At 61.8% G+C, this 21608-nt stretch carries 20 protein-coding genes; 6 read left to right on the forward strand and 14 right to left on the reverse strand.

The window, feature by feature from the left end; translation table 11 throughout:
* Nucleotides 1-189 precede the first annotated feature (189 nt).
* The 5 genes from B7O88_RS01200 to B7O88_RS01220 all read left to right on the forward strand — a co-directional run bounded on the left by B7O88_RS01200 (nucleotide 190) and on the right by B7O88_RS01220 (nucleotide 5090).
* Nucleotides 190-1119 carry an ABC transporter ATP-binding protein gene (locus B7O88_RS01200; RefSeq protein ID WP_088273374.1) on the forward strand — a complete coding sequence of 310 codons (930 nt, stop codon included), beginning with the start codon at nucleotides 190-192 and terminating at the stop codon, nucleotides 1117-1119.
* On the forward strand, nucleotides 1116-1850 hold the full coding sequence (locus B7O88_RS01205; RefSeq protein ID WP_088273375.1) for an ABC transporter permease: 735 nt from the start codon (nucleotides 1116-1118) through the stop codon (nucleotides 1848-1850). Before B7O88_RS01200 ends, B7O88_RS01205 begins: the two co-directional genes overlap by 4 nt.
* Nucleotides 1851-1862: 12 nt before the next feature.
* Nucleotides 1863-3704, forward strand: a complete 1842-nt coding sequence (locus tag B7O88_RS01210; protein WP_088273376.1) for a GldG family protein — start codon at nucleotides 1863-1865, stop codon at nucleotides 3702-3704.
* Between the two features lie 9 nt (nucleotides 3705-3713).
* Complete coding sequence (locus B7O88_RS01215) at nucleotides 3714-4706, forward strand: DUF4340 domain-containing protein (RefSeq protein ID WP_088273377.1); 993 nt, start codon at nucleotides 3714-3716, stop codon at nucleotides 4704-4706.
* A gap of 174 nt (nucleotides 4707-4880) precedes the next feature.
* Nucleotides 4881-5090 carry a cold-shock protein gene (locus tag B7O88_RS01220; protein ID WP_088273378.1) on the forward strand — a complete coding sequence of 70 codons (210 nt, stop codon included), beginning with the start codon at nucleotides 4881-4883 and terminating at the stop codon, nucleotides 5088-5090.
* 97 nt (nucleotides 5091-5187) lie between these two features.
* Here B7O88_RS01220 and trxC read toward each other — a convergent pair whose 3' ends face one another.
* The 10 genes from trxC to B7O88_RS01270 form a co-directional block, all read right to left on the reverse strand.
* On the reverse strand, nucleotides 5188-5619 hold the full coding sequence (gene trxC, locus B7O88_RS01225) for a thioredoxin TrxC (RefSeq protein ID WP_088273379.1): 432 nt from the start codon (nucleotides 5617-5619) through the stop codon (nucleotides 5188-5190).
* Nucleotides 5620-5668: 49 nt separating this feature from the next.
* Nucleotides 5669-6136, reverse strand: a complete 468-nt coding sequence (locus B7O88_RS01230; protein ID WP_088273380.1) for an ion channel — start codon at nucleotides 6134-6136, stop codon at nucleotides 5669-5671.
* Complete coding sequence (locus tag B7O88_RS01235; RefSeq protein WP_088273381.1) at nucleotides 6137-6514, reverse strand: hypothetical protein; 378 nt, start codon at nucleotides 6512-6514, stop codon at nucleotides 6137-6139.
* 26 nt (nucleotides 6515-6540) lie between these two features.
* The gene (locus B7O88_RS01240) at nucleotides 6541-7344 is read right to left on the reverse strand and encodes a putative RNA methyltransferase (protein WP_088273382.1); all 804 of its coding nucleotides are present in this window, start codon (nucleotides 7342-7344) and stop codon (nucleotides 6541-6543) included.
* Complete coding sequence (gene dapE, locus B7O88_RS01245; protein ID WP_412779055.1) at nucleotides 7344-8513, reverse strand: succinyl-diaminopimelate desuccinylase; 1170 nt, start codon at nucleotides 8511-8513, stop codon at nucleotides 7344-7346. The genes B7O88_RS01240 and dapE overlap by 1 nt, the downstream gene beginning before the upstream one ends.
* Nucleotides 8514-8612: 99 nt before the next feature.
* Nucleotides 8613-9569 carry a 23S rRNA (adenine(1618)-N(6))-methyltransferase RlmF gene (gene rlmF / locus B7O88_RS01250; protein WP_088273384.1) on the reverse strand — a complete coding sequence of 319 codons (957 nt, stop codon included), beginning with the start codon at nucleotides 9567-9569 and terminating at the stop codon, nucleotides 8613-8615.
* A gap of 158 nt (nucleotides 9570-9727) precedes the next feature.
* Nucleotides 9728-10807 (reverse strand): cytochrome-c peroxidase, encoded by a 1080-nt coding sequence (locus B7O88_RS01255; RefSeq protein WP_235005699.1) that lies wholly within the window; start codon nucleotides 10805-10807, stop codon nucleotides 9728-9730.
* Nucleotides 10808-10810: 3 nt separating this feature from the next.
* Nucleotides 10811-13615: a TonB-dependent receptor plug domain-containing protein gene (locus B7O88_RS01260; RefSeq protein ID WP_172409626.1), complete on the reverse strand. Its 2805-nt coding sequence runs from the start codon at nucleotides 13613-13615 to the stop codon at nucleotides 10811-10813.
* Nucleotides 13616-13711: 96 nt separating this feature from the next.
* Nucleotides 13712-14629: a FecR family protein gene (locus B7O88_RS01265; protein WP_088273385.1), complete on the reverse strand. Its 918-nt coding sequence runs from the start codon at nucleotides 14627-14629 to the stop codon at nucleotides 13712-13714.
* On the reverse strand, nucleotides 14622-15125 hold the full coding sequence (locus B7O88_RS01270) for a sigma-70 family RNA polymerase sigma factor (RefSeq protein WP_088273386.1): 504 nt from the start codon (nucleotides 15123-15125) through the stop codon (nucleotides 14622-14624). The genes B7O88_RS01265 and B7O88_RS01270 overlap by 8 nt, the downstream gene beginning before the upstream one ends.
* A gap of 110 nt (nucleotides 15126-15235) precedes the next feature.
* Here B7O88_RS01270 and tcdA point away from each other — a divergent pair, with 110 nt between their 5' ends.
* Complete coding sequence (tcdA, locus tag B7O88_RS01275) at nucleotides 15236-16018, forward strand: tRNA cyclic N6-threonylcarbamoyladenosine(37) synthase TcdA (RefSeq protein WP_088273387.1); 783 nt, start codon at nucleotides 15236-15238, stop codon at nucleotides 16016-16018.
* Nucleotides 16019-16265: 247 nt separating this feature from the next.
* Here tcdA and dapD read toward each other — a convergent pair whose 3' ends face one another.
* Genes dapD through B7O88_RS01295 form a run of 4 tightly spaced genes read right to left on the reverse strand, consistent with a single transcriptional unit; the run spans nucleotide 16266 to nucleotide 21587 of the window.
* On the reverse strand, nucleotides 16266-17300 hold the full coding sequence (dapD, locus tag B7O88_RS01280) for a 2,3,4,5-tetrahydropyridine-2,6-dicarboxylate N-succinyltransferase (RefSeq protein WP_088273388.1): 1035 nt from the start codon (nucleotides 17298-17300) through the stop codon (nucleotides 16266-16268).
* 24 nt (nucleotides 17301-17324) lie between these two features.
* A complete protein-coding gene (locus B7O88_RS01285; protein WP_088273389.1) occupies nucleotides 17325-17678 on the reverse strand; it encodes an ArsC family reductase in 354 nt (117 codons plus the stop codon).
* A 3-nt stretch (nucleotides 17679-17681) separates the two neighbouring features.
* Nucleotides 17682-18878, reverse strand: coding sequence for a succinyldiaminopimelate transaminase (gene dapC / locus B7O88_RS01290; protein ID WP_088273390.1), 1197 nt, complete (start codon nucleotides 18876-18878; stop codon nucleotides 17682-17684).
* 9 nt (nucleotides 18879-18887) lie between these two features.
* Nucleotides 18888-21587, reverse strand: coding sequence for a [protein-PII] uridylyltransferase (locus tag B7O88_RS01295; RefSeq protein ID WP_235005700.1), 2700 nt, complete (start codon nucleotides 21585-21587; stop codon nucleotides 18888-18890).
* Between the last annotated feature and the right edge of the window lie 21 nt (nucleotides 21588-21608).

Raw genomic sequence — 21608 nt, forward strand, 5'->3', positions numbered from 1 at the left:
GGGATTCATATAGTCACTGCCTCGTGCGCATCCTTATCCGGCCGGAGACGGGGCATTTTGCCTCTCGCGATTGTGAACCACTGCACAGTTGCATTGTCGTAAACCGACATGGGTATCAGGGGCGATCGCTGGCCGCAGAAGCCAGCCGCAGACCGCGCGAAAGACCATTCTGGGGGAATAATAAAAGGCATGATAAGCATAAACAGCCTGACCAAACGCTTCGGCGATCACGTCGCCGTCGACAATCTGTCGTTTGACGTCAAGCCGGGTGAAGTGCTCGGTTTTCTCGGGCCCAACGGGGCCGGCAAGTCCACCACCATGAAGATGCTGACCGGATTTCTGACGCCTGATGGCGGTTCGGCGTCGGTCTGCGGCTTCGATATTCAGACCCAGACGCTGCTGGCGCAGCAGAAGATGGGCTATCTGCCGGAAGGTGCGCCCTGTTACGGCGACATGCGCGTCAAGGGCTTCCTTGAATTTATCGCCAGTGTTCGTGGCTTGGCTGGTGCCGAGCGCCAGCGTCAGGTGCAGCGCGCCGTTGAGCAGGTCGAACTGCAGGACGTGCTCGGCCAGCGCATCGAGACGCTGTCCAAAGGGTTCAAGCGCCGGGTCGGTCTGGCCCAGGCCATTCTGCACGACCCGCAGGTGCTGATTCTGGACGAGCCCACCGATGGTCTGGACCCAAACCAGAAGCATCAGGTTCGCCGGCTGATTCAGCAACTGGCCGAAGGCAGCAACAAGATTGTTGTGATTTCCACCCATATCCTCGAAGAAGTCAGTGCAGTCTGCTCGCGCGCCGTGATTATCGGCAAGGGCCGGCTGCTGGCTGACGGTACGCCTGACGAGCTGGAAGCGCGCTCGCGCTATCACCAGGCGGTGACCCTGTCGCTCGCTGCGCCCGCTGACAGCGCAGCGCTCGAATCGCTGCCCGGTGTGGTCGCGGTTGAGCGCTCGGCAGACGGTCTTGCGTTGACCGTACTGGCCAAACCGGGTGAGGTGATCTTCCCGGCGGTCGGTCAACTGGCGCGTGAGCAGCAGTGGCAGGTCAATGAGCTGTCGGTGGAGCGCGGTCGTCTGGACGACGTGTTCCGCAGTCTGACCTCGGGGGAGTCGGTATGAACAATCTGGGTGTAATCTTCCGCCGCGAGCTGGGCAGTTACTTTGCCACGCCGCTGGCCTATATCTTCATCGTCATCTTTCTGGTCATGGCGTCGCTGTTTACCTTTGACGTCGGTGGCTTCTATGAGGCGGGTCAGGCTGATCTGATCGCCTTCTTCAACTTCCATGCGGGCCTGTACCTGTTCCTGATCCCGGCGGTCGCCATGCGGCTGTGGGCGGAGGAGCGCAAGTCGGGGACCATCGAATTGCTGATGACCCTGCCGGTGTCCCGAGCCGCGATGGTGCTGGGCAAGTTTCTCGCCGCCTGGGTGTTCGTCGGTATCGCGCTGTTGCTGACCTTCCCGATGGTGTTGACCGTCAATTACCTTGGCTCGCCGGATAACGGCGCGATCCTGACCGGCTATATCGGCAGCTGGCTGATGGCTGGCGGCTATCTGGCCATCGGCTCCTGCATGTCGGCACTGACCAAGAACCAGGTCATCGCCTTTATTCTCAGTGTGGTGGTGTGCTTCCTGTTTGTTGTCAGCGGGGTATCCATGGTGCAGAACGCCTTCAGTGGCTGGGCACCGCAGTGGGTGCTCGATACGCTCGCCTCGTTCAGCTTTCTGACCCGCTTCGAAGCGATCAGCAAGGGTGTGCTGGATTTGCGCGATTTGCTGTATTTCTTCTCGCTGATGGGCGCCTGGTTGCTCGCGACGGCGGTTGTCATCGACCTGAAAAAGGCCGACTGAGGAGCTGACTCTATGAAACGTCTAATGTATTCCGGTGCCGGCCTGCTGGTGCTGCTGCTGGCCTTCTTTGCATTCAATATGGCAACCAACGTGCTGCTGCCCGGCGCGCGACTGGATCTGACCGAACAGAAGCTGTTCACCCTGTCCGATGGCACCAAGCAGATTCTTGACGAGCTGGATGCGCCGATTGATCTGTACTTCTTTTTCTCCGATTCGGCGAGCAAGGACCTGACCGTGCTGCGCAACTACCAGCGTCGGGTTGAGGAAATGCTCAAGGAGTATGAGCGCCGCGCCAATGGCCAGATTCGTCTGCACATTATCGACCCCGAGCCGTTCTCCGAGGCCGAGGATCGCGCTGCCGAGTTCGGCCTTCAGGCGATTCCGCTGAGCGACAGCGGTGAATCGCTGTACTTCGGTCTGGCCGGTACCAACGAGTTGGCCCAGCGTGAGGTGATTCCGTTCTTCGCACTCGAGCAGGAAGGCATGCTCGAGTATGAGCTCAGCCGTCTGGTCAGCACCCTGGCCAAGCCCGACAAGCCGGCAATCGGTCTTATCTCCGGCCTGCCGGTGGATGGCGGCATGAACCCCTACACCCAGCAGCCCGCTGCTCCCTGGATGTCGATTGAGCAGGTGCGGCAGGTGTTCGAGGTCAAGCCGCTGGCCGAGGATATCGACAGTATTCCCGAGGATATCGGCGTGCTGTTGCTGATCCATCCCAAGGCACTGACCGAATCGGCGCTGTACGCCATTGACCAGTTTGTGCTGCGTGGCGGCAAGCTGCTGGCTTATGTGGATCCCTTCGCCGAGGCCGATCAGGGCATGGAGGCGATGATTCAGGGCATGGCGGACGGCAAGGCATCTGATCTTGGGCCGCTGCTGCAGGCCTGGGGTGTGGCCTATGATCCGACCAGGGTTGTGGTCGACGCCCAGCAGGGCATGGCGGTTGGTCGTGGCCCTGGTCAGCGCCCGGCCCGTCACATCGGCTGGCTTGAGGTGGAAACCGCGCAAATCGATGCCGACGATACCATTACCGCCCCGCTGCAGTTGTTGACCTACGCGACCGGTGGCGCGCTGGTGCCGGTCGAGGGCAGTGAGACCCGCTTTACTCCGCTGTTGCAGAGCACTAAAGACAGTGCGTTGCTACCGAGCGATGCCTTCGCCAACCTGCAGGACCCCGAGGACCTGCTCAAGGCGTTCACGCCGGACGACAGCGTCTACACCCTGGCTGCACGTCTGCACGGGCCGGCCAAATCGGCCTACCCGCAGGGGCTTGAAGGGTATGAACCCGGCTTGACGCAGGCAGATAACATCAATGTGGTGGTCATCGCCGACACCGATATGCTGACCGACCGCATGTGGACCCAGGTACGTGATCTGTTCGGTCAGCGTATTGCCCAGCCATGGGCGGAGAACGCCGGTCTGCTGGTCAACGCACTGGATAACCTGTCCGGGTCGGAAGCGCTGATCAGTGTGCGTTCGCGTGGCGACTTCAGCCGTCCGTTCACCGTGGTTGAAGAGCTGCAGCGCAAGGCCGAAAGCCGCTTCCGTGCCAGCGAGGAGCGCTTGCAGCAACGGCTGGCCGAGACCGACCAGAAGCTCGCGCAGTTGCAGCAGAGCCAGGATCCCGGCCAGTTGACCGAGCTGACCACCGAGCAGCGCGATGCGATCCAGGCCTTCCTCGACGAGAAGCTGGCCATTCGCAAGCAACTGCGTGATGTGCGCTATCAGCTCAATGCCGATATTGACGAGCTGGGTAGCCGGCTGAAGTGGCTCAATACCGCAGCTGTGCCAGCCCTGCTGACCCTGGGTGTGCTGTTCTGGTGGCTGCTGGGTCGCGCCCGCCGCAAACGCTGAGGAGATGACATGCGCAAGATCATTCTTATCGCATTGGCCCTGATCGCGGCGGCGCTTGTAGCGGTCGCCCTGCAGGTACGCAACAGTGATCGGGTGACCGATCTGCAGAGCCAGCCGTTGCTGGACGAGGCGAAACTGTCGCAGCTGGCGGCGGTTGAACAGATCGAGCTGGCACGCGCCGGACAGCAGGTAGTGCTGGAGCGTGATGGTGAGGCCTGGACGGTCGCCAATCTTGACCAGTTCCCGCTCCAGCGCGAGCGTCTGGCAGCCCTGCTGCTGGCGCTGCGCGAGGCGCGGGTGATCGAGGCCAAAACGGTCAACGCCGATTACCACGCGCGCCTTGGTCTGACCGAGGGCGAGGGCAACGACAGCGCCCTGAGGGTCAGCGTCAAGGCCGCTGAAGGCGGGTTTGGCCTGCTCTTCGGCAACAAGGTTGGCAGTGATCAGCTGGTGCGTTTCGCCAATGAGGATCAGGTCTGGCTGGTTAATCGGGCGCTCAGCATGTCGGCCAACCCGCAGGACTGGCTCGATCTGCAGGTCAGCCAGATTCCACTTGAGCAGGTCGCCACCGCGCACTGGCGTTATGCCGATGGCGAGGAGCTGCAGCTCGACAAGGCCAGCGAGGGTGATTACAACTTCAAGCTGGCGGACGGCGAGGGTGCCGGTCAGGAGCGCAAGCTGAACTCGATGGTGCTGGCGCTGGCCGATCTGCGGGCGCAGAACGTGTCCCTGCGCACTGCCCTTGAGCTGGGTGAGCCGGTGCTGGTCATGCAGCTCGGCAGCTGGTCCGGTGCCACGCTGGATGCATCGCTCTACGAGGTCGGCGGTGCCTACTGGCTGACTATCGACCAGCTCGACCAGAGTGAGGAAAATCCGCTGACGGTCAACGCGGATGCACGCTGGGCGTTTCAGTTGGGTGTGGCTCAGCATGATCGCATGGTGCTGCGCCATGCAGACCTGAAAACAGCTGACGATGCCGCCGGGCAACCGGAACAGAACTGACCTCCCCCCTGCAGCCGCCTGATTGGGCGGCTGCTGCCTTGCCGCGCTACTTGCGGCTCCCAATCTCTGAACTAGACTCGAAAAACGACCACCGGGTGAATGCCTACGGTGGGCGCGCACGCGTTGTCCGCAGGCGGATAACGGAATTGATCAGGTATGACGAGGATTGCGGTAATGGCAGAGCGGGAGCAGGGGACCGTCAAGTGGTTCAACGATGCCAAGGGGTTTGGTTTTATTCAGCGTGAGTCCGGTCCGGACGTGTTTGTGCACTTCCGCGCCATTCGCGGTGACGGTCACCGCACGTTGGTAGAGGGGCAGAAGGTCGAGTTCAGCGTTTCGCAGGGCCAGAAGGGCCTGCAGGCGGACGACGTTACCAAGCTGTAGCCGGTTTTTGTCCTGATGGCGCGGCTGCGGTGGCAGCTGCGCAGCACAACACCTGCAGCGCGGGTTTGTCCGCGCAGAAGGGTTTTTGTGTCTTTTTTCAGGCTGGCGCAGGCAGCTGGCTGCGCAGCCAGCGATCAAATTCGCCCGCCGGCAGTGCGCCGTTTATCCGCGCGACTTCCTTACCCTGATGCACGATCAGCAGTGTCGGAATGCTGCGGATACCGAAACGGGCGGCCAGGTCGGGTGCCGCTTCGGTGTCAACCTTGAGAAAGCGCGCACGGGGTTCGTGTTGGCTGCAGCTTTGGCTGAAGGTCGGCGCGAACTGACGACATGGCCCGCACCAACTGGCCCAGAAATCGATGACCAGCGGCAGGTCTGCGCCGGCATGACGGGCAAAGCCGGCGGCGTCCACCTCTGTGGGCTTGCCGTTGAATAGCGGCTGCTTGCAGGCACCGCACACGGGTGCGGCGGACAGGCGACTGGCGTCCAGTCGGTTCTTGCGGTGGCAGTGGGGGCAGCAGATCAGCATTGGGAAGTCCTCCGACAATAGCGTATTGATGGGGGCCGATGGTGCCGTTTCAAGGATGCCGGCGTCGCCCCTGCCATTGTCTTTGCAGCTCGATAAAGGTCAGTGAGGCGGACCAGGTAATCAGCACCAGCCCGGTCAGCGACTCGGTTCCGTAGAGAAAGCGGATGTGTCCGGTCGGCGTCAGGTCACCGTAGCCAAGCGTGGAGTAAGTGGTAGCGGAGAGGTAGATGGTATCGAACAGGGTGATGGTATCCAGACCGTTGATGCCGCCTTGTTCCGGCATCTGCAGCAGGAAAAAGGCGCTCAGCCCGAATAGCCAGATTTCGGCGATATGGGTGAACAGCAATACGAAAATCAGGGTCAGGATACGGGGCCGCTCACCCATGGTGGTATCGTCGAGAAAGCGGTGCAGCCGTGACAGGACCTCATAGTGCAATACGACCGCCAGCGCCACAATGACGCAGCTGCACGCCACCATGATGATGTGGAAGCGGTCGATCTCCGGCAGATAGCTCACTTACTGCGCCCAGAGAAATTCGTGTTCGCCGTCGGCGTTGATCTTCAGCCAGCGGTCGGCATCGGCTTCGCCGTCCGCTTCCTCCCAGCCGCCCACCGAACAGCGTACTTCGTGACCAAGTGCGGCGTGAACGGCCCGTGCGCAGTCGCGGTCGCTTTCCCACGGGGTCACGTCGCTGTCGAACCAGATACTCGCCCATTTTCCCGCAGCCTTGCGTACCACCATCAGCGGAATGGTCTGGTCCGCGTGCAGGGCACCATGCTGGGTGAGGCCCTTGGGTTCATCCAGGGTCAGCGGTCCCATGACCTTGTGCAGCCAGTCCAGCAGGTCAGCGACGTGATCGTCGCGCAGGTAGATCTCGATATCGGGTTGGCGCACGGCTACTCCTTGGCGTGTTCTTGGTATCAGCAACGTTCCAGCATGATCATTTGCATGGCCACTTCGAGGCCCTCAATACCTTGCTCGGCGATGGCCTGCTGGCGTTCGGGGCGGCTGCGTACGCCGTGCGGCGTCATGCCGATCAGATTGCCCAGATCTTCGCTTGTCAGCTGAAGAGGATAGCGCAGGGTCTGCTCCGAGGCGATGCGCAGTCCGACCGGCAGGGCCTTGATCAGCGCCGGTGTCGGGTGGATCTGATCATACAGATGTTCGCGCAGGGCCAGCAGGTGGTCGCTGTGCGGGCCGACGATGAGGATGCGTCCGCCTGGCTTGACGGTGCGCAGGCATTCGTCTGCAGACCACGGACTGAACACGCTCAAGGCTGCATCCAGACTCTGGTCGGCAACTGGCAGGCGAGCACTGGAGGCTACCATCCAGCGGATGCTGCGGCTGCGCCGGCAGGCCTTGATGATGGCGTCCTTGCTGATGTCGAAGCCACCGATGGCGGTGTCTGGCAGGGCGCGGGCGAGGCGCTCGGTGTAGTAGCCCTCACCGCAGCCCATATCGAGCAGGGTCTGGGGGCTGAATTCGGCGAATAGCTGATTGATTGCATCGCTCACCGGCTGGTAGTGCCGGGCGTCGAGGAACGCCTGACGACAGGCCAGCATTTGCGGCGTGTCGCCGGGCTGCTTGCTGTTCTTGAATTGCACCAGCAGCAGATTCAGGTAACCCTGGCGGGCCTGATCGTAGCTATGGCCGGCCGGGCAGCGCCATTGGCGCTCAACGTTGCTCAGCGGGGCACGGCAGTGTGGGCAGATCAGTTGCAGCATCAGGTCAGCAACCGTTCCAGGGTGACCTGATAGATGTCGGTCAGCAGGTCGAGATCATCGGCCTTGATGCACTCATTGACCTGATGAATCGTCGCGTTTACCGGGCCGAGTTCAACCACCTGGGTGCCCATGGTCGCGATAAAGCGGCCATCGGAGGTGCCGCCGGAGGTCGACGGCTGGGTCTCGCGGCCGGTGACCTGCCTGATTGCTGCCGAGACGCCGTCGAGCAGGGCACCGGGCTCGGTCAGGAACGGCAGACCGGATACGGTCCAGTGCAGCTCATATTCCAGGCCGTGGGCGTCCAGCAGCTCGCATACGCGCTGTTGCAGGCCCTCGACGGTCGATTCGGTGGAGAAACGGAAGTTGATCAGCGCTTCCAGCTCGCCCGGCACCACGTTGGTCGCGCCGGTACCGGAGTGGATGTTGGAAATCTGGAAGCTGGTCGGCGGGAAGAACGCGTTGCCTTCGTCCCATACCTCGGCGGCCAGCGCGGCCAGTGCCGGCGCGGCCAGGTGAATCGGGTTGCGGGCCAGATGCGGATAGGCCACATGGCCCTGCTTGCCGCGAATGACCAGGCGGGCGTTGAGCGAGCCGCGGCGGCCGTTCTTGACGATATCGCCGACCAACTCAGTGCTGGAGGGCTCGCCAACGATGCACCAGTCGACCTTTTCGCCACGCTCGACCAGCGTTTCGACTACCTTCACTGTGCCGTCGGTGGCGGGGCCTTCCTCGTCACTGGTGATCAGAAAGGCGATCGAGCCCTTGTGGTCGGGATGGGCGGCGACGAAGCGTTCGACTGCCACCACCATCGCCGCCAGGCTGCCCTTCATATCGGCTGCGCCGCGGCCGTGCAGCATGCCGTCGCGAATCTGCGGGATGAAGGGGTTGGTCTGCCACTGCTCGACCGGGCCGGTTGGCACCACATCGGTGTGACCGGCAAAACACAACACCGGACCTTCGCTGCCGCGTCTTGCCCACAGGTTATCGACCTCGCCGAAGCGCAGAGGCTCCAGCTGAAAACCGACCGCCGCCAGTCGCTCGCCCATCAGTTGCTGACAGCCAGCGTCCTCAGGGGTAGTGGAGTTGCGGGAGATGAGGTCGCAGGCCAGCTGCAGGGTAGGGGATAGCTCGGTCATGGTTCCGGTTCGTCTGGGCGGAGAAAGGGCCATCATACCAGAGTCATGCGGCGCTCTTCCCGCCTGATCAGGGCTGCCTGTCCAAGTGAGGCCGTTCGGTTCCCGCCGGTGACCGAGGTCGGCACCGGTTGTTCAGATTCGCGTGTCGGGCCAGCGTGCCCGTCGCCACGCCCGACGCTGCTTCTTGTTGAGGAAGGTCCAGGCCAGCAGCCGACTGCGCTTGCTGCCCTGACCCATGTCGATGATGCGTACGTCGGTGGCGCCGAGATCGCGCAACTGCTCGGGCAGTGCTTTCAGGCTGGATGCGCTGGCGACCAGCGTCGTGAACCAGAATACCTGCGACGCGCAGGTCCTGCTCTGCTCGGCCATGCGGCGAAGGAAGCCTGCCTCGCCGTCGGCGCAATACAGCTCGTTGGCGCGGCCGCCGAAATTGCGCCCGCCGGGTTGCTTGCCCAGGCCCTGCCACTTGCGCTCGTTGGCCTGCCGGGCCTCGTCGGCGCTGGCATAGAACGGCGGGTTGCACAGGGTGAAGTCGAACTGCTCGTCGGCGCCGATGATGCCAGTGAAAATGCACGCGGGGTCCGCCTGCCGGCGCAGCTCGATCCGGGACTGCAGGGTCGGATTGGCCGCGAGGATCTGCGTGCCGTTGCGCAGGGCGTCGGCATCAATGTCGCTGCCGACGAATTGCCAGCCATATTCGGCGTTACCGATCAGGGGATAAATCAGGTTGGCACCGGTGCCAACATCCAGCCCGCGCAGGCTCGCGCCCTTGGGGATAACGCCATCGTGGCTGCTTGCAAGCAAATCCGCCAGGTGGTGGATAAGATCGGCGCGGCCGGGGATGGGCGGGCACAGGGCGTTGTCCGGGATCTGCCAGCCATTGATGTCGTACCAGTGCGTGAGCAGGGCACCGTTGAGGCAGCGCAGGGCGGCCGGATCTGTAAAGTCGATGGTCGTCTGTCCATCCTTGCCCTGGCGGATAAAAGCCTTTAGTGGCGGGCACTTGCGGGCCAGAAGGGGGAAGTCGTAACGGCCCTGATAACGGTTGCGTGGATGCAGTGCTGGTGGCTTGGATGAGCGGCGCGACATGTTGACTCCTGAGCTGGAGGGGGAGCTTCCCACGCCGATGTGGGGCTTGTCATCTGTTGTGCACAGAAGCTGGGGATGATGCTGTGGATAAGTTCAGGATATCCACCTCAACTCCAGCAGGGCTGGCGGCTGCGCAAGACTGGTTGTTTTCTGATCGATTACAGCGCTTGCAGGAAAGCCTCCAGTGCGGCCAGCTCATCGCTGTCCAGCCCCAGCGGTTGCAGCAGCTCTGAGGTTTGTGGAAACAGCGGATCATTCTGTTGATGCGCTGCTGGATGCGGGCGGGGCATGCCCGCGTTGTACATGCGTAACACCCCGCTCAGGTTGGGGAACAGGCCGTTGTGCATCCAGGGGCCGGTCTGGCTGACCAGGCGTAGTGAGGGAGTTCGGAACTTGCCGACGTCGCTCGGATCAGCGGTTACCTGATAACGGCCGGTGTCTTCGTACTTGCGGCCGTAGTAGGTGAGGCCCAGATTGTGGAAGCGCTGGTCGGTCAGTGCTGCACCCTGATGGCAGTTAAGGCAGCGCGCCTTGGTGCGGAACAGATGTAGTCCCTGCAGTTGCTGGTCGCTCAGTGCCGTGGTGTCGCCACGCAGAAATCGATCCAGCGGACGGTCCCTGGGGATCAGGCTGCGCTGAAAATCGGCCAGGGCGCTGGCCAGCTGGCCGGAGTCGATGGGCGAGTGGTCGAACACGTCAGCAAAGCGCTGGCGGTAATCCGGATTCTGATTGAGCCGCTGCAGCACTTCGGGCAGCCGGGCGGCCATCTCATGCGGAGCCTCAATTGGCTTCAGCGCCTGATCCTCAAGGCTATCGCTGCGGCCGTCCCAGAACAGGTGCTCGATTAGCGCAGCGGCCACAACGCTTGGCGTATTGCGCGTACCGAGTTGTTGTTGATGCCCGGGAGAGACGCGCAGCCCGTCGGCAAATGCCTGCCGTGGATCGTGGCAACTGCTGCAGGCAATGTCGCGTGCCTGCGACAGCAGCGGCTCACTGAACAGGGCTGCGCCCAGCGCCACACGTGCAGGGTCCAGAGCAGGAAGGACCGGCAGCGGGGCCAGGTCCTGCTGTGGTTGCCCGGCGTCAATCTGCGCCGGTGGCCATTGCGCCTGCGGTGCGCTGTAGTGCGCTCGCAGACAGGCGGCTGTGCTCAGGTCGCAGGGTTCGGCGGCGCGGGACTGCCCGGAGCCCAGCACCGCAAGCAGGGCTGCGACAATGAAACCTGTGTGCATAAACATGGCTCAGAATCGATAGCCCAGTTCCAGCCAGAATTGCCGTCCGGTTTCGTAGGTAACGGTGTTGTTGCTGGATACCTCTGCGGCGCTACGTTCGTTTAGCACGTTGAACACGTCGACGTTGACGAACACCTCCTGCTGTTTTGGCAGATCCAGCGCCCATGCCAGACGCATATCCCAGGTCAGCGCGCCGCCGTAATCCTGTACTTCCCAGACGTCGACAGAGACGCCCTGATAGTCGATGTTCTCGCCGGTATCGGCCACTTTGCTGTAGTCGGCACGGTAGCGGAAGAAGTTGCTCCAGATCAGGTTGGCCTGCGGTACCTGAGTGATGGTGGTCAGGCGTGCGGTCCAGGGGCGGGTAAAGTTATCGGCCGGGCGGTCAGCATAGCGGATGAACTTGCCCTGGTAGGAGATATACGGGTTCTCGAAGTACAGCTCGCCGGCGCTGTCATCGAAATAGGTGGGAGCGCTGCTCTTGCTGTTGGTCCAGTCCAGTGCCAACTGGCCGCTGGTGCTGGTGCCCCAAAGCGAATAGGCCCGCAGCGGCGTGACCATCAGCGTGAAGATGTCGGTTTCGCTTTTGCCTTCGTTAGCCCAAGTGGTGTAGTCGTCATCCAGCGTCGGATCGGTGGACGGCTCACCGAGGGTTTCGCCGCTGACCTGAACGACCTGATCGCGCCCCTTGCGGTTGACGTACTTGAGGCCGAACTCCAGATTATTCCAGCGCTGTACCACGCCGAGCATCAGCTCATCGTCGTAGGCAATATTCAGCTGACTGAAGCTGACCTGGTTTTGTGCCTGGGTGCCGACGGTCCAGTCGTCGTCAATCGACGCCCGGGTTTCGCTGTTGTAACGCAACTGATTGCGGCCTTCCTGCAGGCGCCAGGCGGCGATATTACGGCCGTAGTAGCGGTTGGCACCGGCCTGCAGCAGGGTATTACCGTTGGCGAACAGGTCGTACTCTGCGGCAAAGCGCGGAGCGATGGTGGTCTGGTCCATGTAGTTGTCGCTGTCTATCCGCACGCCCGGGCGGATGCGCAGCTGTTCGATCTGGATATCGTCTTCAAGCCAGGCGCCCCAGCTCAGGGTGGTAAAGCTGAAGTCGCCGGCGGCATATCGGGTACGGCGGCTCATGTACTGGCCGGCCCAGCCGTTGTTGGTCAGGCCCATGGAACAGGCGTCGACTTGCTGGCCGGCGCTGTTGGTACAGGTGTCGGTTTCGCGGGGGGTGACATAGGTACTGCTTTCGCTGGTGCGTTCGTAGAAGACCTCGTCTTCGCCGATCTCTAGGCCGCCGCGCAGACGGTGTTCGCTGGCCAGCCAGTTGATGGGTTTCGCTGCGGCGTCGAGCTTGTACTGCCAGCCGGACTGCTGCTGTTCGATATCGCCAAACTCGCCTTCCAGCGTGCTGTTTCCGGTGCCCCACCATTTGCTTTCCGAGGTGCGCCAGGCGTAGTAATCGTCAAAGTCCGGGTTGCGAGACTGCTCCAGCTGGTTCCAGCCCAGACTCTGGGTGAGGGTGAGGCTGTCTCCCTGCCAAACCCCTTCTAGGTTGAGTTGAGTGCCGCCAGACTCTATGTAGATGTCCGAGTTGGCAATGTTTGAGCGGAAGTACTGTGCCTCTTCTGGCGCATAGGCGACGCTGCCACGCAGGGTCAGGCGGTCGGAGGCATGCCAGATACCTTTGAGAAAGTAGTTGTCGATGCTGCGAGTCTGTTCTTCTTCGCGGTAGCCGTAGGTATCGACCAGGTGTGAGGAATAGAAGCTGAGCGGGATCTCCGAACGCTTCTGACTGAAGCTGGCGAGCAGGCCGAAGTCGTCGTTCAGGTAGCCTTCCAGAGTACCGCGCACGGTCGTTTTCTCGAACTCCGGCTGGCCGTCATCCCAGGAGGAGGCGTTTTCAACGTCGTCGGCTTCCACTGGGTCAATGTGGTATTCGGTCCACTCCGAGCGGGTGATCTGGTAGGACAGGCTGCCGGACAGCTCGCGCTTGGGGTCGCGGGTGCGGGCATTGACTACGCCGCCGTTGAAACCGCCGTATTCGGCGGACACGTTGCTGTCGAGTACTTCGATCTCTTCCAGCAGGTCGGTATCCAGGGCCAAACCCTGGCTGCGACCGGGTACGGCAAACAGGCGATAAGGAGTGTCTTCTTGGGCCGGGTCGATGTCGTTGTTCATGTTCATACCATCGACGATAAAGGCGTTCTGATAGAACTGAGCACCGTTGATGCTGATATCGGCCGGGCTGATTTCCCCCGGAGTGCGGCTGCTTTGTTGGCTGTTGTCGAACTGCACCGCCGGGTTGGTTTTCAGCAGGCTGGTGATATCGCCATTGCCTGCAGGCAGCGCCTCGATTACTGAACGGGGCAAGGTGTTGCTGCTTTGGTAGGGGCTGGACGTGTGTTCGGCAAGGACCTGCAGGGTGGGCAGGCGAACGTCACCGGCGGCGTCGGATTGAATCAGTTGTTGCGGAAGAATAATGACAGTGTCGTCATCGCTGAGTTGCCAGCTCAGGCCACTGCCTTCCAGCAGCATGCCAAGCACAGTCAGAACCGACAGCTGCCCCTGAATGGCTGGCGCCTGATGATCAGCCAGCAATTCCGACGGCGCGCTGACCTGCAGGCCAGACTGGTTGCTAAACGCCAGTAAAGCAGTTGCCAGAGGTTGTGCCGGGATGTCGTAGATGTAAAAGCTTATTTGCTTGTCGCTGGCAGTGTTGGCCTGACTGGCAAGCGGGATAAGTCCCAGAGCAATCGCGCACGTAAGTGCGCAAGGGCGGAGTGACCGCAGGGTGGGTTGGTTGGGCACAGACACGGCTCCCTGTTGAATTTTGAATTGATAATGATTCGCGTTTGCAGGGGTGTGACGTGTGAGTGCCGCGTTTTTTCAGCAATGCGGGGAAAATTAGTCGCTGATGATGGTCAACCAGGGTGAAACGCTGTTGATGCGGGCATTGTAGGGGCCTAAAACGGCACGTAAGGCTGCATCCGGAGTGTCTAGTTTGAAGCGGCCTGTGACCCGCTTCTGGGCAAGCTCCGGGCTGCGCAGCCACAGGTATCCGGATCGATATCGGCCCAGTTCCACCAGCACGCTGGTCAGAGGTTGGTCCTGAACTGTCAGGTAACCGGTTTGCCACTCGGCAATGTGTGTGCTGTCTACCGCGCTGATGCAGTCGTTCCGGCAGTCATTGGCTGCAAGCTGCTGGCCTGCATTGAGCACAACCTCTGGACCGTCCGGGTAGGCCACCCGGACTTGCCCCTCGCGAACCTGAACAGCATTGCGCCTGCTATCGGTATCTACCAGAAAGGCGGTGCCGGTGACGGTGACGGTCAGATCATCCGTGAACACTTGAAACGGGCGGCTGGCGTCTGGGCTGACTTGCAGGAACACTCGGCCCTTGTGCAGATCGAGATGGCGGCTGTCGTTGGCCATGCTGACATCCAGCTCGGTGCCAGCATCCATAAATACGCGGGTGCCGTCGGTCAGAGTAATCTGCTCGGGTTGGTTATCGCTGCGATATTGCGGGTGCTTGTGCAGCAGACTATGACCGATGACTGTGGACAGCAGAACGCTGGCCGCAAGTGCTGACGGATAACGCCAGCGGCGTTGTCTGGGTTTGTTTGTCCGCGGCAGCGGCGTGAGGCTTGCCGTAAGCTGCCAGACTTGCTGAGCGCGTTGCCATGACCGCCAGTGGCTTGGGTCTTGCTGCAGCCACTGCTGTAGCTCAGCATCCAGCGCAGGGTCGTCCGGAACCTGCTGTTGTCGCAGGAGCCAGTCGGCGGCGGCGGCATCTGGGCTGTCTTTGGCGTATGGCTCAGTCATCGCTGACCTGCTGCATGCAATGAAGCAGTGCAGTATGCACCAGCTGGTGGGCGAGGGTTGTGGATATGCTCAGTTCTGCAGCGATCTCTTTGAAGCGGAGTCCATGCACGCGGTGCAAGAGGAAGGCGCGGCGGGTGCGTTCTGGCAGGGAGTTCAGGCCCGCCTCGATTCGTTTTAATGTGTCCTGATGCTGGGTAATCGCTTCCGGTTGGCCGAGTGCCGAGGGCAGACTGTCGAGCAGGGCATCGCCATCCGGCTGAGTGTTTTCGATCTGCTGGCGTCGGCTGCAGTCGACTGCGAGATTACGAACGATGCGATACAGATAGGCGACCGGGTTATCGATGCGCGGCGTGCTGCTCTGGCGGCTGAAGCGCAGCCAGGCTTCTTGCACGATGTCTTCTGCCTGGGCACGGCTGTGGACGATCGGCTGGGCGTAATCGATCAGCGCGGTGCGATGGCGAAGGTAGAGTTCCAGTAGGGGAGGACCCGATTTCATGTTGCGTTTCAGTGATGGCGAAGTGGGTATTTTTGCGCAAATGATAATTATTATCAATAAATGAGGGTCGGTATTTTGCCGCTTACCGTATACTGTTGCGCCGCAGGAGGATGCCCATGATTACCGAAGACCCCCGTTTTGCCGGAATTGGCCGTTTGTATGGTACCGATGCGCTTGCGCGTCTGGCGGCCAGTCATGTGGTGGTCGTCGGGATTGGTGGGGTCGGCAGTTGGGTGGCCGAAGCGCTGGCCCGTAGCGGTGTTGGCCGCATCAGTCTGATCGACATGGACGAGGTCTGCGTCAGCAACGTCAACCGTCAGCTGCACGCGCTGGACGGTCAGGTGGGCAGGCCCAAGGTTGAGGTGATGGCCGAGCGTCTGCGGGCGATCAGCCCGGAGTGCGACGTGCGCCCGGTGATGGATTTTGTCACGCCCAGCAATCTGGCCGAGCTGATAACCGATGACATCGATTGCGTTGTCGACTGCATCGACAGCGTCAACGCCAAGGTGGCACTGATTGCCTGGTGCCGCCGCCGCAAGATTCCGGTGATCACCACCGGTGGTGCGGGCGGGCAGATCGACCCGACGCAGATTACCGTCGCGGACCTGTCCAAAACCGTCAACGACCCGCTGGCCGCCAAGGCCCGCTCACTGCTGCGCCGCGACCACAACTTCCCCCGCGCCGACAGCAAGCGCAGCTTCGGCGTGCCCTGCGTCTACTCGAAAGAACAGCTGCGCTATCCTAAACCCGACGGCAGCGTCTGCACTCAGAAATCCTTCGTCGGTGAGGGTGTGCGCCTGGACTGCTCCGGCGGCTTTGGTGCGGTCACCATGGTTACCGCTACCTTCGGCATGGTAGCCGCGGCGCAGGCTGTTGGGCGCTTGCTCCGCTAGCGCAGCAAGCGAGCAGCAAGCCTCAAGCGGCAAGCTACAAGCAGTTCGAGTGAAGGGAGTTATCAGCGCTATAACCTGCAAGCGCGGCGGGGTAAGCCTGAAACCACAAAGCGCTTTTGGCTTTTGGCTTGTAGCTTGCCGCTTGAGGCTTGTAGCTATAAAAGAGGCCCGAACCGTTCACCGGTACGGGCCTCTTCGCCGCCTGCTTGCAGCTTATAGCTTGCCGCTTGCAGCTCCCACAACGCGATCAGTTGTGGGCATGCAGCATATCGTTCAGCTGAATCGCGCTCTTGTTGGTCTTGCACTCGATGGCGCCAGTCTGCGAGTTGCGGCGGAACAGCAGGTCGGACTGGTTGGCCAGGTCGCGGGCCTTGACGATTTCGACCAGGTTGTCGGCGTCGTCCAGCAGCGCGACCTTGATGCCGGCGGTGATATACAGACCGGCTTCAACGGTGCAGCGATCGCCCAGCGGGATACCGATACCGGCGTTGGCGCCGATCAGGCAGCCTTCGCCCACGGAGATGACGATGTTGCCGCCACCGGACAGGGTGCCCATGGTGGAGCAGCCGCCGCCCAGGTCGGAACCCTTGCCAACGAACACGCCGGCGGAGATGCGGCCTTCAACCATGCTGGTGCCTGCGGTACCGGCGTTGAAGTTGATAAAGCCTTCGTGCATGACGGTGGTGCCTTCGCCCACGTAGGCGCCCAGACGTACACGGGCGGTGTCGGCGATGCGGATACCGGCCGGGACGACGTAGTCGGTCATTGATGGGAACTTGTCGATGCTGTGCACGACCAGCGACTCACCCTTCATGCGGGCAGCCATCTGACGCTGCGGCAGCTCGCTGATATCGATCGCACCCTGGGTTGTCCAAGCGACGTTCGGCAGCAGCGGGAAGATGCCGGCCAGTACCACGCCGTGCGGCTTGACCAGACGGTGCGAGAGCAGGTGCAGCTTGAGGTAGGCTTCCGGAGTGGAGCTGGGCGCCTCGTCGCTGGCCAGTACGGTCGCGACCAGCGGACGGCTGCTGTCGGCCATCTGCGCGACCAGGGCGGCCTGCTCGCTGAAACCGGCCGCATTCAGTGCCTGGCTCAGTGCGCCGCATTGGCTGGCGGCGAAACCGATTGCCTGATTGCCTTCGGCATAACCAAGCTCGGCCTTGACCACGTCGACCAGGGCGTTGCCGGGGTTGAGCAGGGGTTGCGGATAGAACACCTCCAGCCACTCACCTGCGCTGTTCTGGGTGCCGATGCCAAAGGCCAGACTGAAACATTCACTCATGGGGCGGTTCCTTTGATGCTAGTGCTATGCATTGGATTCAAACGCGCTGGCGTACCACTCCGGCTTGAAGCCGACCAGGCGCTGCGAGCCGATATCCAGTACCGGTCTTTTTATCATTGAGGGGTTGGCTTGCATCAGCGCAACCGCCTTGTCTGTATCGATGTTTGCCTTATCCGCGTCGTCAAGCTTGCGGAAGGTAGTGCCCTTGCGGTTGAGGACGACTTCCCAGCCGTGTTCGGCGCACCAGGCATGCAGGCGTTCGGCGTCGATGCCTTGCGTCTTGTAATCGTGAAACTGGTAGTCGACACCGTGCTCTTCGAGCCAGGTGCGGGCCTTTTTCATGGTGTCGCAGGCCTTGATGCCGTACAGGATAATCATGGCTTACAGGCTCCTGATGAAGTCGCGGATGCGTTCGGCAGCTTCAATGCACTCGTCCAGCGGGGCGACCAGCGCCATGCGGACCCGTCCGGCGCCGGGATTATAACCATCAATTTCCCGTGACAGGTAACGTCCGGGCACCACGGCGACATTCTGCTCGGCCAGCAGGCGGGTAGTGAAGGTCTCGTCGTCGATGGGGGTCTTGGGCCACAGGTAGAAACCGGCGTCGGGGCGCTCGACCTCCATCACGTCGGCGAGAATGGCAAGAACAGCGTCGAACTTGGCCTGATACTGGGCGCGGTTGTCGGCAACGTGCGCTTCATCCTGCCACGCGGCGATGCTGGCGATCTGGCTGTGGATCGGCATCGCGCAGCCGTGGTAGGTACGGTAGGTGAGATACGGCTTGAGCAGGCTGGCGTCGCCGGCGACGAAGCCCGAGCGCAGGCCCGGCAGGTTGGAGCGCTTGGACAGGCTGTGGAACACCACGCAGCGGGCGTAGTCGTCACGGCCCATGGCGGCGCAGGCCTGCAGCAGACCGACCGGCGCGGGGCCGTCCGGGGCGTATATTTCGCTGTAGCACTCGTCCGAGGCGATCACGAAGTCGTACTGGTCGGCCAGCTTGATCAACTGCTGCAGGGTGTCCAGTGGAATGACTGCACCGGTCGGGTTACCCGGTGTGCAGATAAACAGCAGCTGGCAGCGCTGCCAGATGTCGGCCGGGACGGCGCCGAAATCCGGGATAAAGCCATTGCTGCCGTCGCAGGCCAGGTAGTGCGGCTCTACACCAGCCAGAAACGCCGCGCCTTCATAGATCTGATAGAAGGGGTTGGGGCTGACCACCAGCCCCTGCGGATCGCGGGCGATCAGTGCCTGGGTAAAGGAGAACAGCGCTTCACGGGTGCCGTTGACCGGGATGATGTTGCCATTGATATCCAGGCTGCCGTGTTTCAGTGCAAAGCGTTTTGTCAGCCACTCGGCGATGCTCTGGCGCAGCTCGGGCTTACCCTGGGTCGTCGGGTAGACCGCCGCCTGGTTGAGGTTGTCGGCCAGGGCCTGCAGCACGAAGGGCGGAGACGGGTGCTTGGGCTCGCCGATTGACAGCGAGATCGGGCGCAGTGCCGGGTTCGGGGTGACGTCGGCGATCAGGGCGCGCAGCTTTTCAAAAGGGTAGGGCTGCAGGCGCTGCAGGTCGTGATTCATGCGGTGTCCTCAGGGGCCGATGGCAATGGGGCTGCTGTACTCCTGGCCGGTCGGCTGGGTACTGCTGAGTGTGTCGATAATGGTCTGCTGCAGACGTTCGCACAGTTGCGGGTCGGACAGCGCCTGGTTGTTGGCGTCGGTGATGACGAATACGTCGTCCACGCGCTCGCCCAGGGTGACGATCTTGGCGTTCTGCACGCTGATGTCGAAGTCGAGGAAGATGCGGCCCATGCGCGCCAGCAGGCCGGGCCGGTCCGGTGCGCTCAATTCCAGAATGGTATGCAGGCCGCTCGGGTCGTTGAAAATGGTGACCTCGGGTGCAAAGGCAAAGTGCTTGAGCTGACGTGGCACGCGGCGCTGGATGATGCTCGGGTAGGCATCCGGGTCGGACAGGGCGTCAACCAGCCCCTGCTTGATCTGGCGGATGCGTTCGGGATTCTCGCCGATGGAGCCGCCGTCAGAGTCGAGCACGATGTAGGTGTCCAGGCTGAACTGGCTGGTCGAAGTGATGATGCGCGCATCCTGAATGCTCAGGTTGAGCTGATCCATCGCTGACACTGTCGCCGCAAACAGGTCGTTCTGTTCCGGGGTATAGATGAAGATCTGGGTCGCGCCCTCGAATTCGCGTTGGGCGGTTTCCTTGATCAGTACCAGTGGGCCGTGGCGGTCGTTGTGCTGAACGATCGCCTCGGTGTGCCAGGCCACATCGCTGGCGGTGTGACGCAGGAAATAGTCCTCACCCAGCTCTGACCAGAGATCCTCGGCATCCTCTTCCTCGATGCCGTTGCGCACCAGAATATCGAGCGCGGCCTGCTGGGTCTGGCGGATGTGCTCTTCGCGATCCGGCGGATTGTCCAGGCCGCGGCGCAGGGCGCGCTTGGTCTCGGTATACAGCTGGCGCAGCAGGGACGCGCGCCAGGAGTTCCACAGCGTCGGGTTGGTCGCGTTGATGTCGGCGATGGTCAGCACATAGAGGTAGTCGAGCCGCACCTGATTGCCGACCTTGGTAGCGAAGTCGTGGATCTCCAGTGGGTCGGAGATGTCCTTGCGCTGCGCGGTGGTCGACATCAGCAGGTGGTTCTCGACCAGCCAGCTGACCAGGTGAGTATCCCAGGCCGGCAGGTGGTGACGGGTGCAGAACTGCTGGGCATCGACTGCGCCGAGTTCCGAATGGTCACCGCCGCGGCCCTTGGCGATATCGTGATACAGCCCCGCCATGTAAAGCAGATCCGGCTTGGGAAGACGGCAGAAAATCCGCCAGGCCAGCGGATACTTGTCCTGGTATTCGGGGCGGTTCAGTTTGCGCAGGTGCTTGATCAGATTCAGGGTGTGCGCATCGACCGTGTATATGTGGAACAGGTCGTGCTGCATCTGGCCGACGATCTTGCCGAATTCCGGCAGGTAGCGGCCGAGGATGCCATAGCGGTTCATTCGGCGCAGGTTACGGTGGATGCCTTCCTTGCAGCGGAACAGTTCGATAAACAGGCTGGTGTTGCGGATGTCGCTGCGGAAGTCGTCATCAATCAGGTGGCGATGGTCGCGCAGCAGGCGGATGGTATCGGCGCGCACCCCGCGGATTTCCGGGTGCTGGGCCATCAGCAGGAAGATTTCCAGAATCGCGAACGGGGTACGCTTGAAAACATTCGGGTTGGTGACCTCGATGTAGTGGTTGCGTACCTGGAAGCGGCTGTTGAGTGGGCGAATGTCGGCCGCTTCGGCATCACGCAGCAAGATTTCCTCAAAGTGCTGCATCAGCAGGTCGTTCAGCTCCGACAGGGACATCACCACCCGATAGTACTTCTGCATGAAACGCTCGACCGCCAGCTTGCTGTCGGTGCCCTCGTAACCGAGCAGCTTGGCCAGGGCGCGCTGGTGATCGAACAGCAGGCGGTCTTCGGCGCGGCCCGACAGGGTATGCAGGGCAAAGCGCACCTTCCAGAGGAAGGCGCGTCCGGAGTCGAGGATGCGGTACTCGGGCTCGTTCAAAAAGCCCTGCTGGACCAGCTCGCTCAGGTCATTGGTGCCGAAATGGCGCAGGGCGACCCAGGCGATGGTCTGAATGTCGCGCAGACCACCCGGAGAGCTTTTTACGTTGGGTTCGAGGTTGTACTCGGTGTCGTTGAACTTGGCGTGGCGGGCGTGCTGCTCAGCGCGCTTGGCGCGGAAGAACTCGGCGTCGGTCCACATGTGGCTGGTATCGATCGCCTGCATCATGTCCTGGCGCAGTGCCTCGTCGCCCGCCAGGGTGCGCGACTCCATCAGGTTGGTGATGACGGTGATGTCGGCGCGGGCTTCATGCTGGCACTCTTCGATACTGCGCACGCTCTGGCCCACTTCCAGACCGATGTCCCAGAGCAGCATCAGGAAGGCTTCGATCGACTCGCGAAAGGGCTCTGCGTCGCCGCGCAGCAGGATAAGAAGGTCGATGTCCGAGTGTGGATGAAGCTCGCCGCGGCCGTAGCCGCCAACCGCCAGCAACGCGATACCGGGATCGCTGGCGCAGGGCAGCCTGGCCCACGCCTGCTGCAGGATCTGGTCGGTAAACCAGGCGCGCTCATGGATCAGCTGGTGAATGTCACGGCCTTCCTCGAAGCGCTGGGCAATCAGCGCGTCGGCCTGGCGAATGGCTTTCTTGAAGGCCGCAATCGGGCTGCTCTTGAGGGCTAGCTCGGCCTGAAACTGGCCGGGATCGAAAAGCGCGTCATCCATCATCTCAGTTCCTCGGCAGGT

Source organism: Halopseudomonas aestusnigri (assembly GCF_002197985.1).
Classification (GTDB): domain Bacteria; phylum Pseudomonadota; class Gammaproteobacteria; order Pseudomonadales; family Pseudomonadaceae; genus Halopseudomonas; species Halopseudomonas aestusnigri.

Coding starts and splice junctions, on each gene's coding strand:
- B7O88_RS01200 (WP_088273374.1), top strand. CDS start 190: ATGATAAGCATAAACAGCCTGACCAAACGCTTCGGCGATCACGTCGCC.
- B7O88_RS01205 (WP_088273375.1), top strand. CDS start 1,116: ATGAACAATCTGGGTGTAATCTTCCGCCGCGAGCTGGGCAGTTACTTT.
- B7O88_RS01210 (WP_088273376.1), top strand. CDS start 1,863: ATGAAACGTCTAATGTATTCCGGTGCCGGCCTGCTGGTGCTGCTGCTG.
- B7O88_RS01215 (WP_088273377.1), top strand. CDS start 3,714: ATGCGCAAGATCATTCTTATCGCATTGGCCCTGATCGCGGCGGCGCTT.
- B7O88_RS01220 (WP_088273378.1), top strand. CDS start 4,881: ATGGCAGAGCGGGAGCAGGGGACCGTCAAGTGGTTCAACGATGCCAAG.
- trxC (WP_088273379.1), bottom strand. CDS start 5,619: ATGCTGATCTGCTGCCCCCACTGCCACCGCAAGAACCGACTGGACGCC.
- B7O88_RS01240 (WP_088273382.1), bottom strand. CDS start 7,344: ATGCTGCAACTGATCTGCCCACACTGCCGTGCCCCGCTGAGCAACGTT.
- dapE (WP_412779055.1), bottom strand. CDS start 8,513: ATGGCCCTTTCTCCGCCCAGACGAACCGGAACCATGACCGAGCTATCC.
- rlmF (WP_088273384.1), bottom strand. CDS start 9,569: ATGTCGCGCCGCTCATCCAAGCCACCAGCACTGCATCCACGCAACCGT.
- B7O88_RS01255 (WP_235005699.1), bottom strand. CDS start 10,807: ATGTTTATGCACACAGGTTTCATTGTCGCAGCCCTGCTTGCGGTGCTG.
- B7O88_RS01265 (WP_088273385.1), bottom strand. CDS start 14,629: ATGACTGAGCCATACGCCAAAGACAGCCCAGATGCCGCCGCCGCCGAC.
- B7O88_RS01270 (WP_088273386.1), bottom strand. CDS start 15,125: ATGAAATCGGGTCCTCCCCTACTGGAACTCTACCTTCGCCATCGCACC.
- tcdA (WP_088273387.1), top strand. CDS start 15,236: ATGCCCATGATTACCGAAGACCCCCGTTTTGCCGGAATTGGCCGTTTG.
- dapD (WP_088273388.1), bottom strand. CDS start 17,300: ATGAGTGAATGTTTCAGTCTGGCCTTTGGCATCGGCACCCAGAACAGC.
- B7O88_RS01285 (WP_088273389.1), bottom strand. CDS start 17,678: ATGATTATCCTGTACGGCATCAAGGCCTGCGACACCATGAAAAAGGCC.
- dapC (WP_088273390.1), bottom strand. CDS start 18,878: ATGAATCACGACCTGCAGCGCCTGCAGCCCTACCCTTTTGAAAAGCTG.
- B7O88_RS01295 (WP_235005700.1), bottom strand. CDS start 21,587: ATGGATGACGCGCTTTTCGATCCCGGCCAGTTTCAGGCCGAGCTAGCC.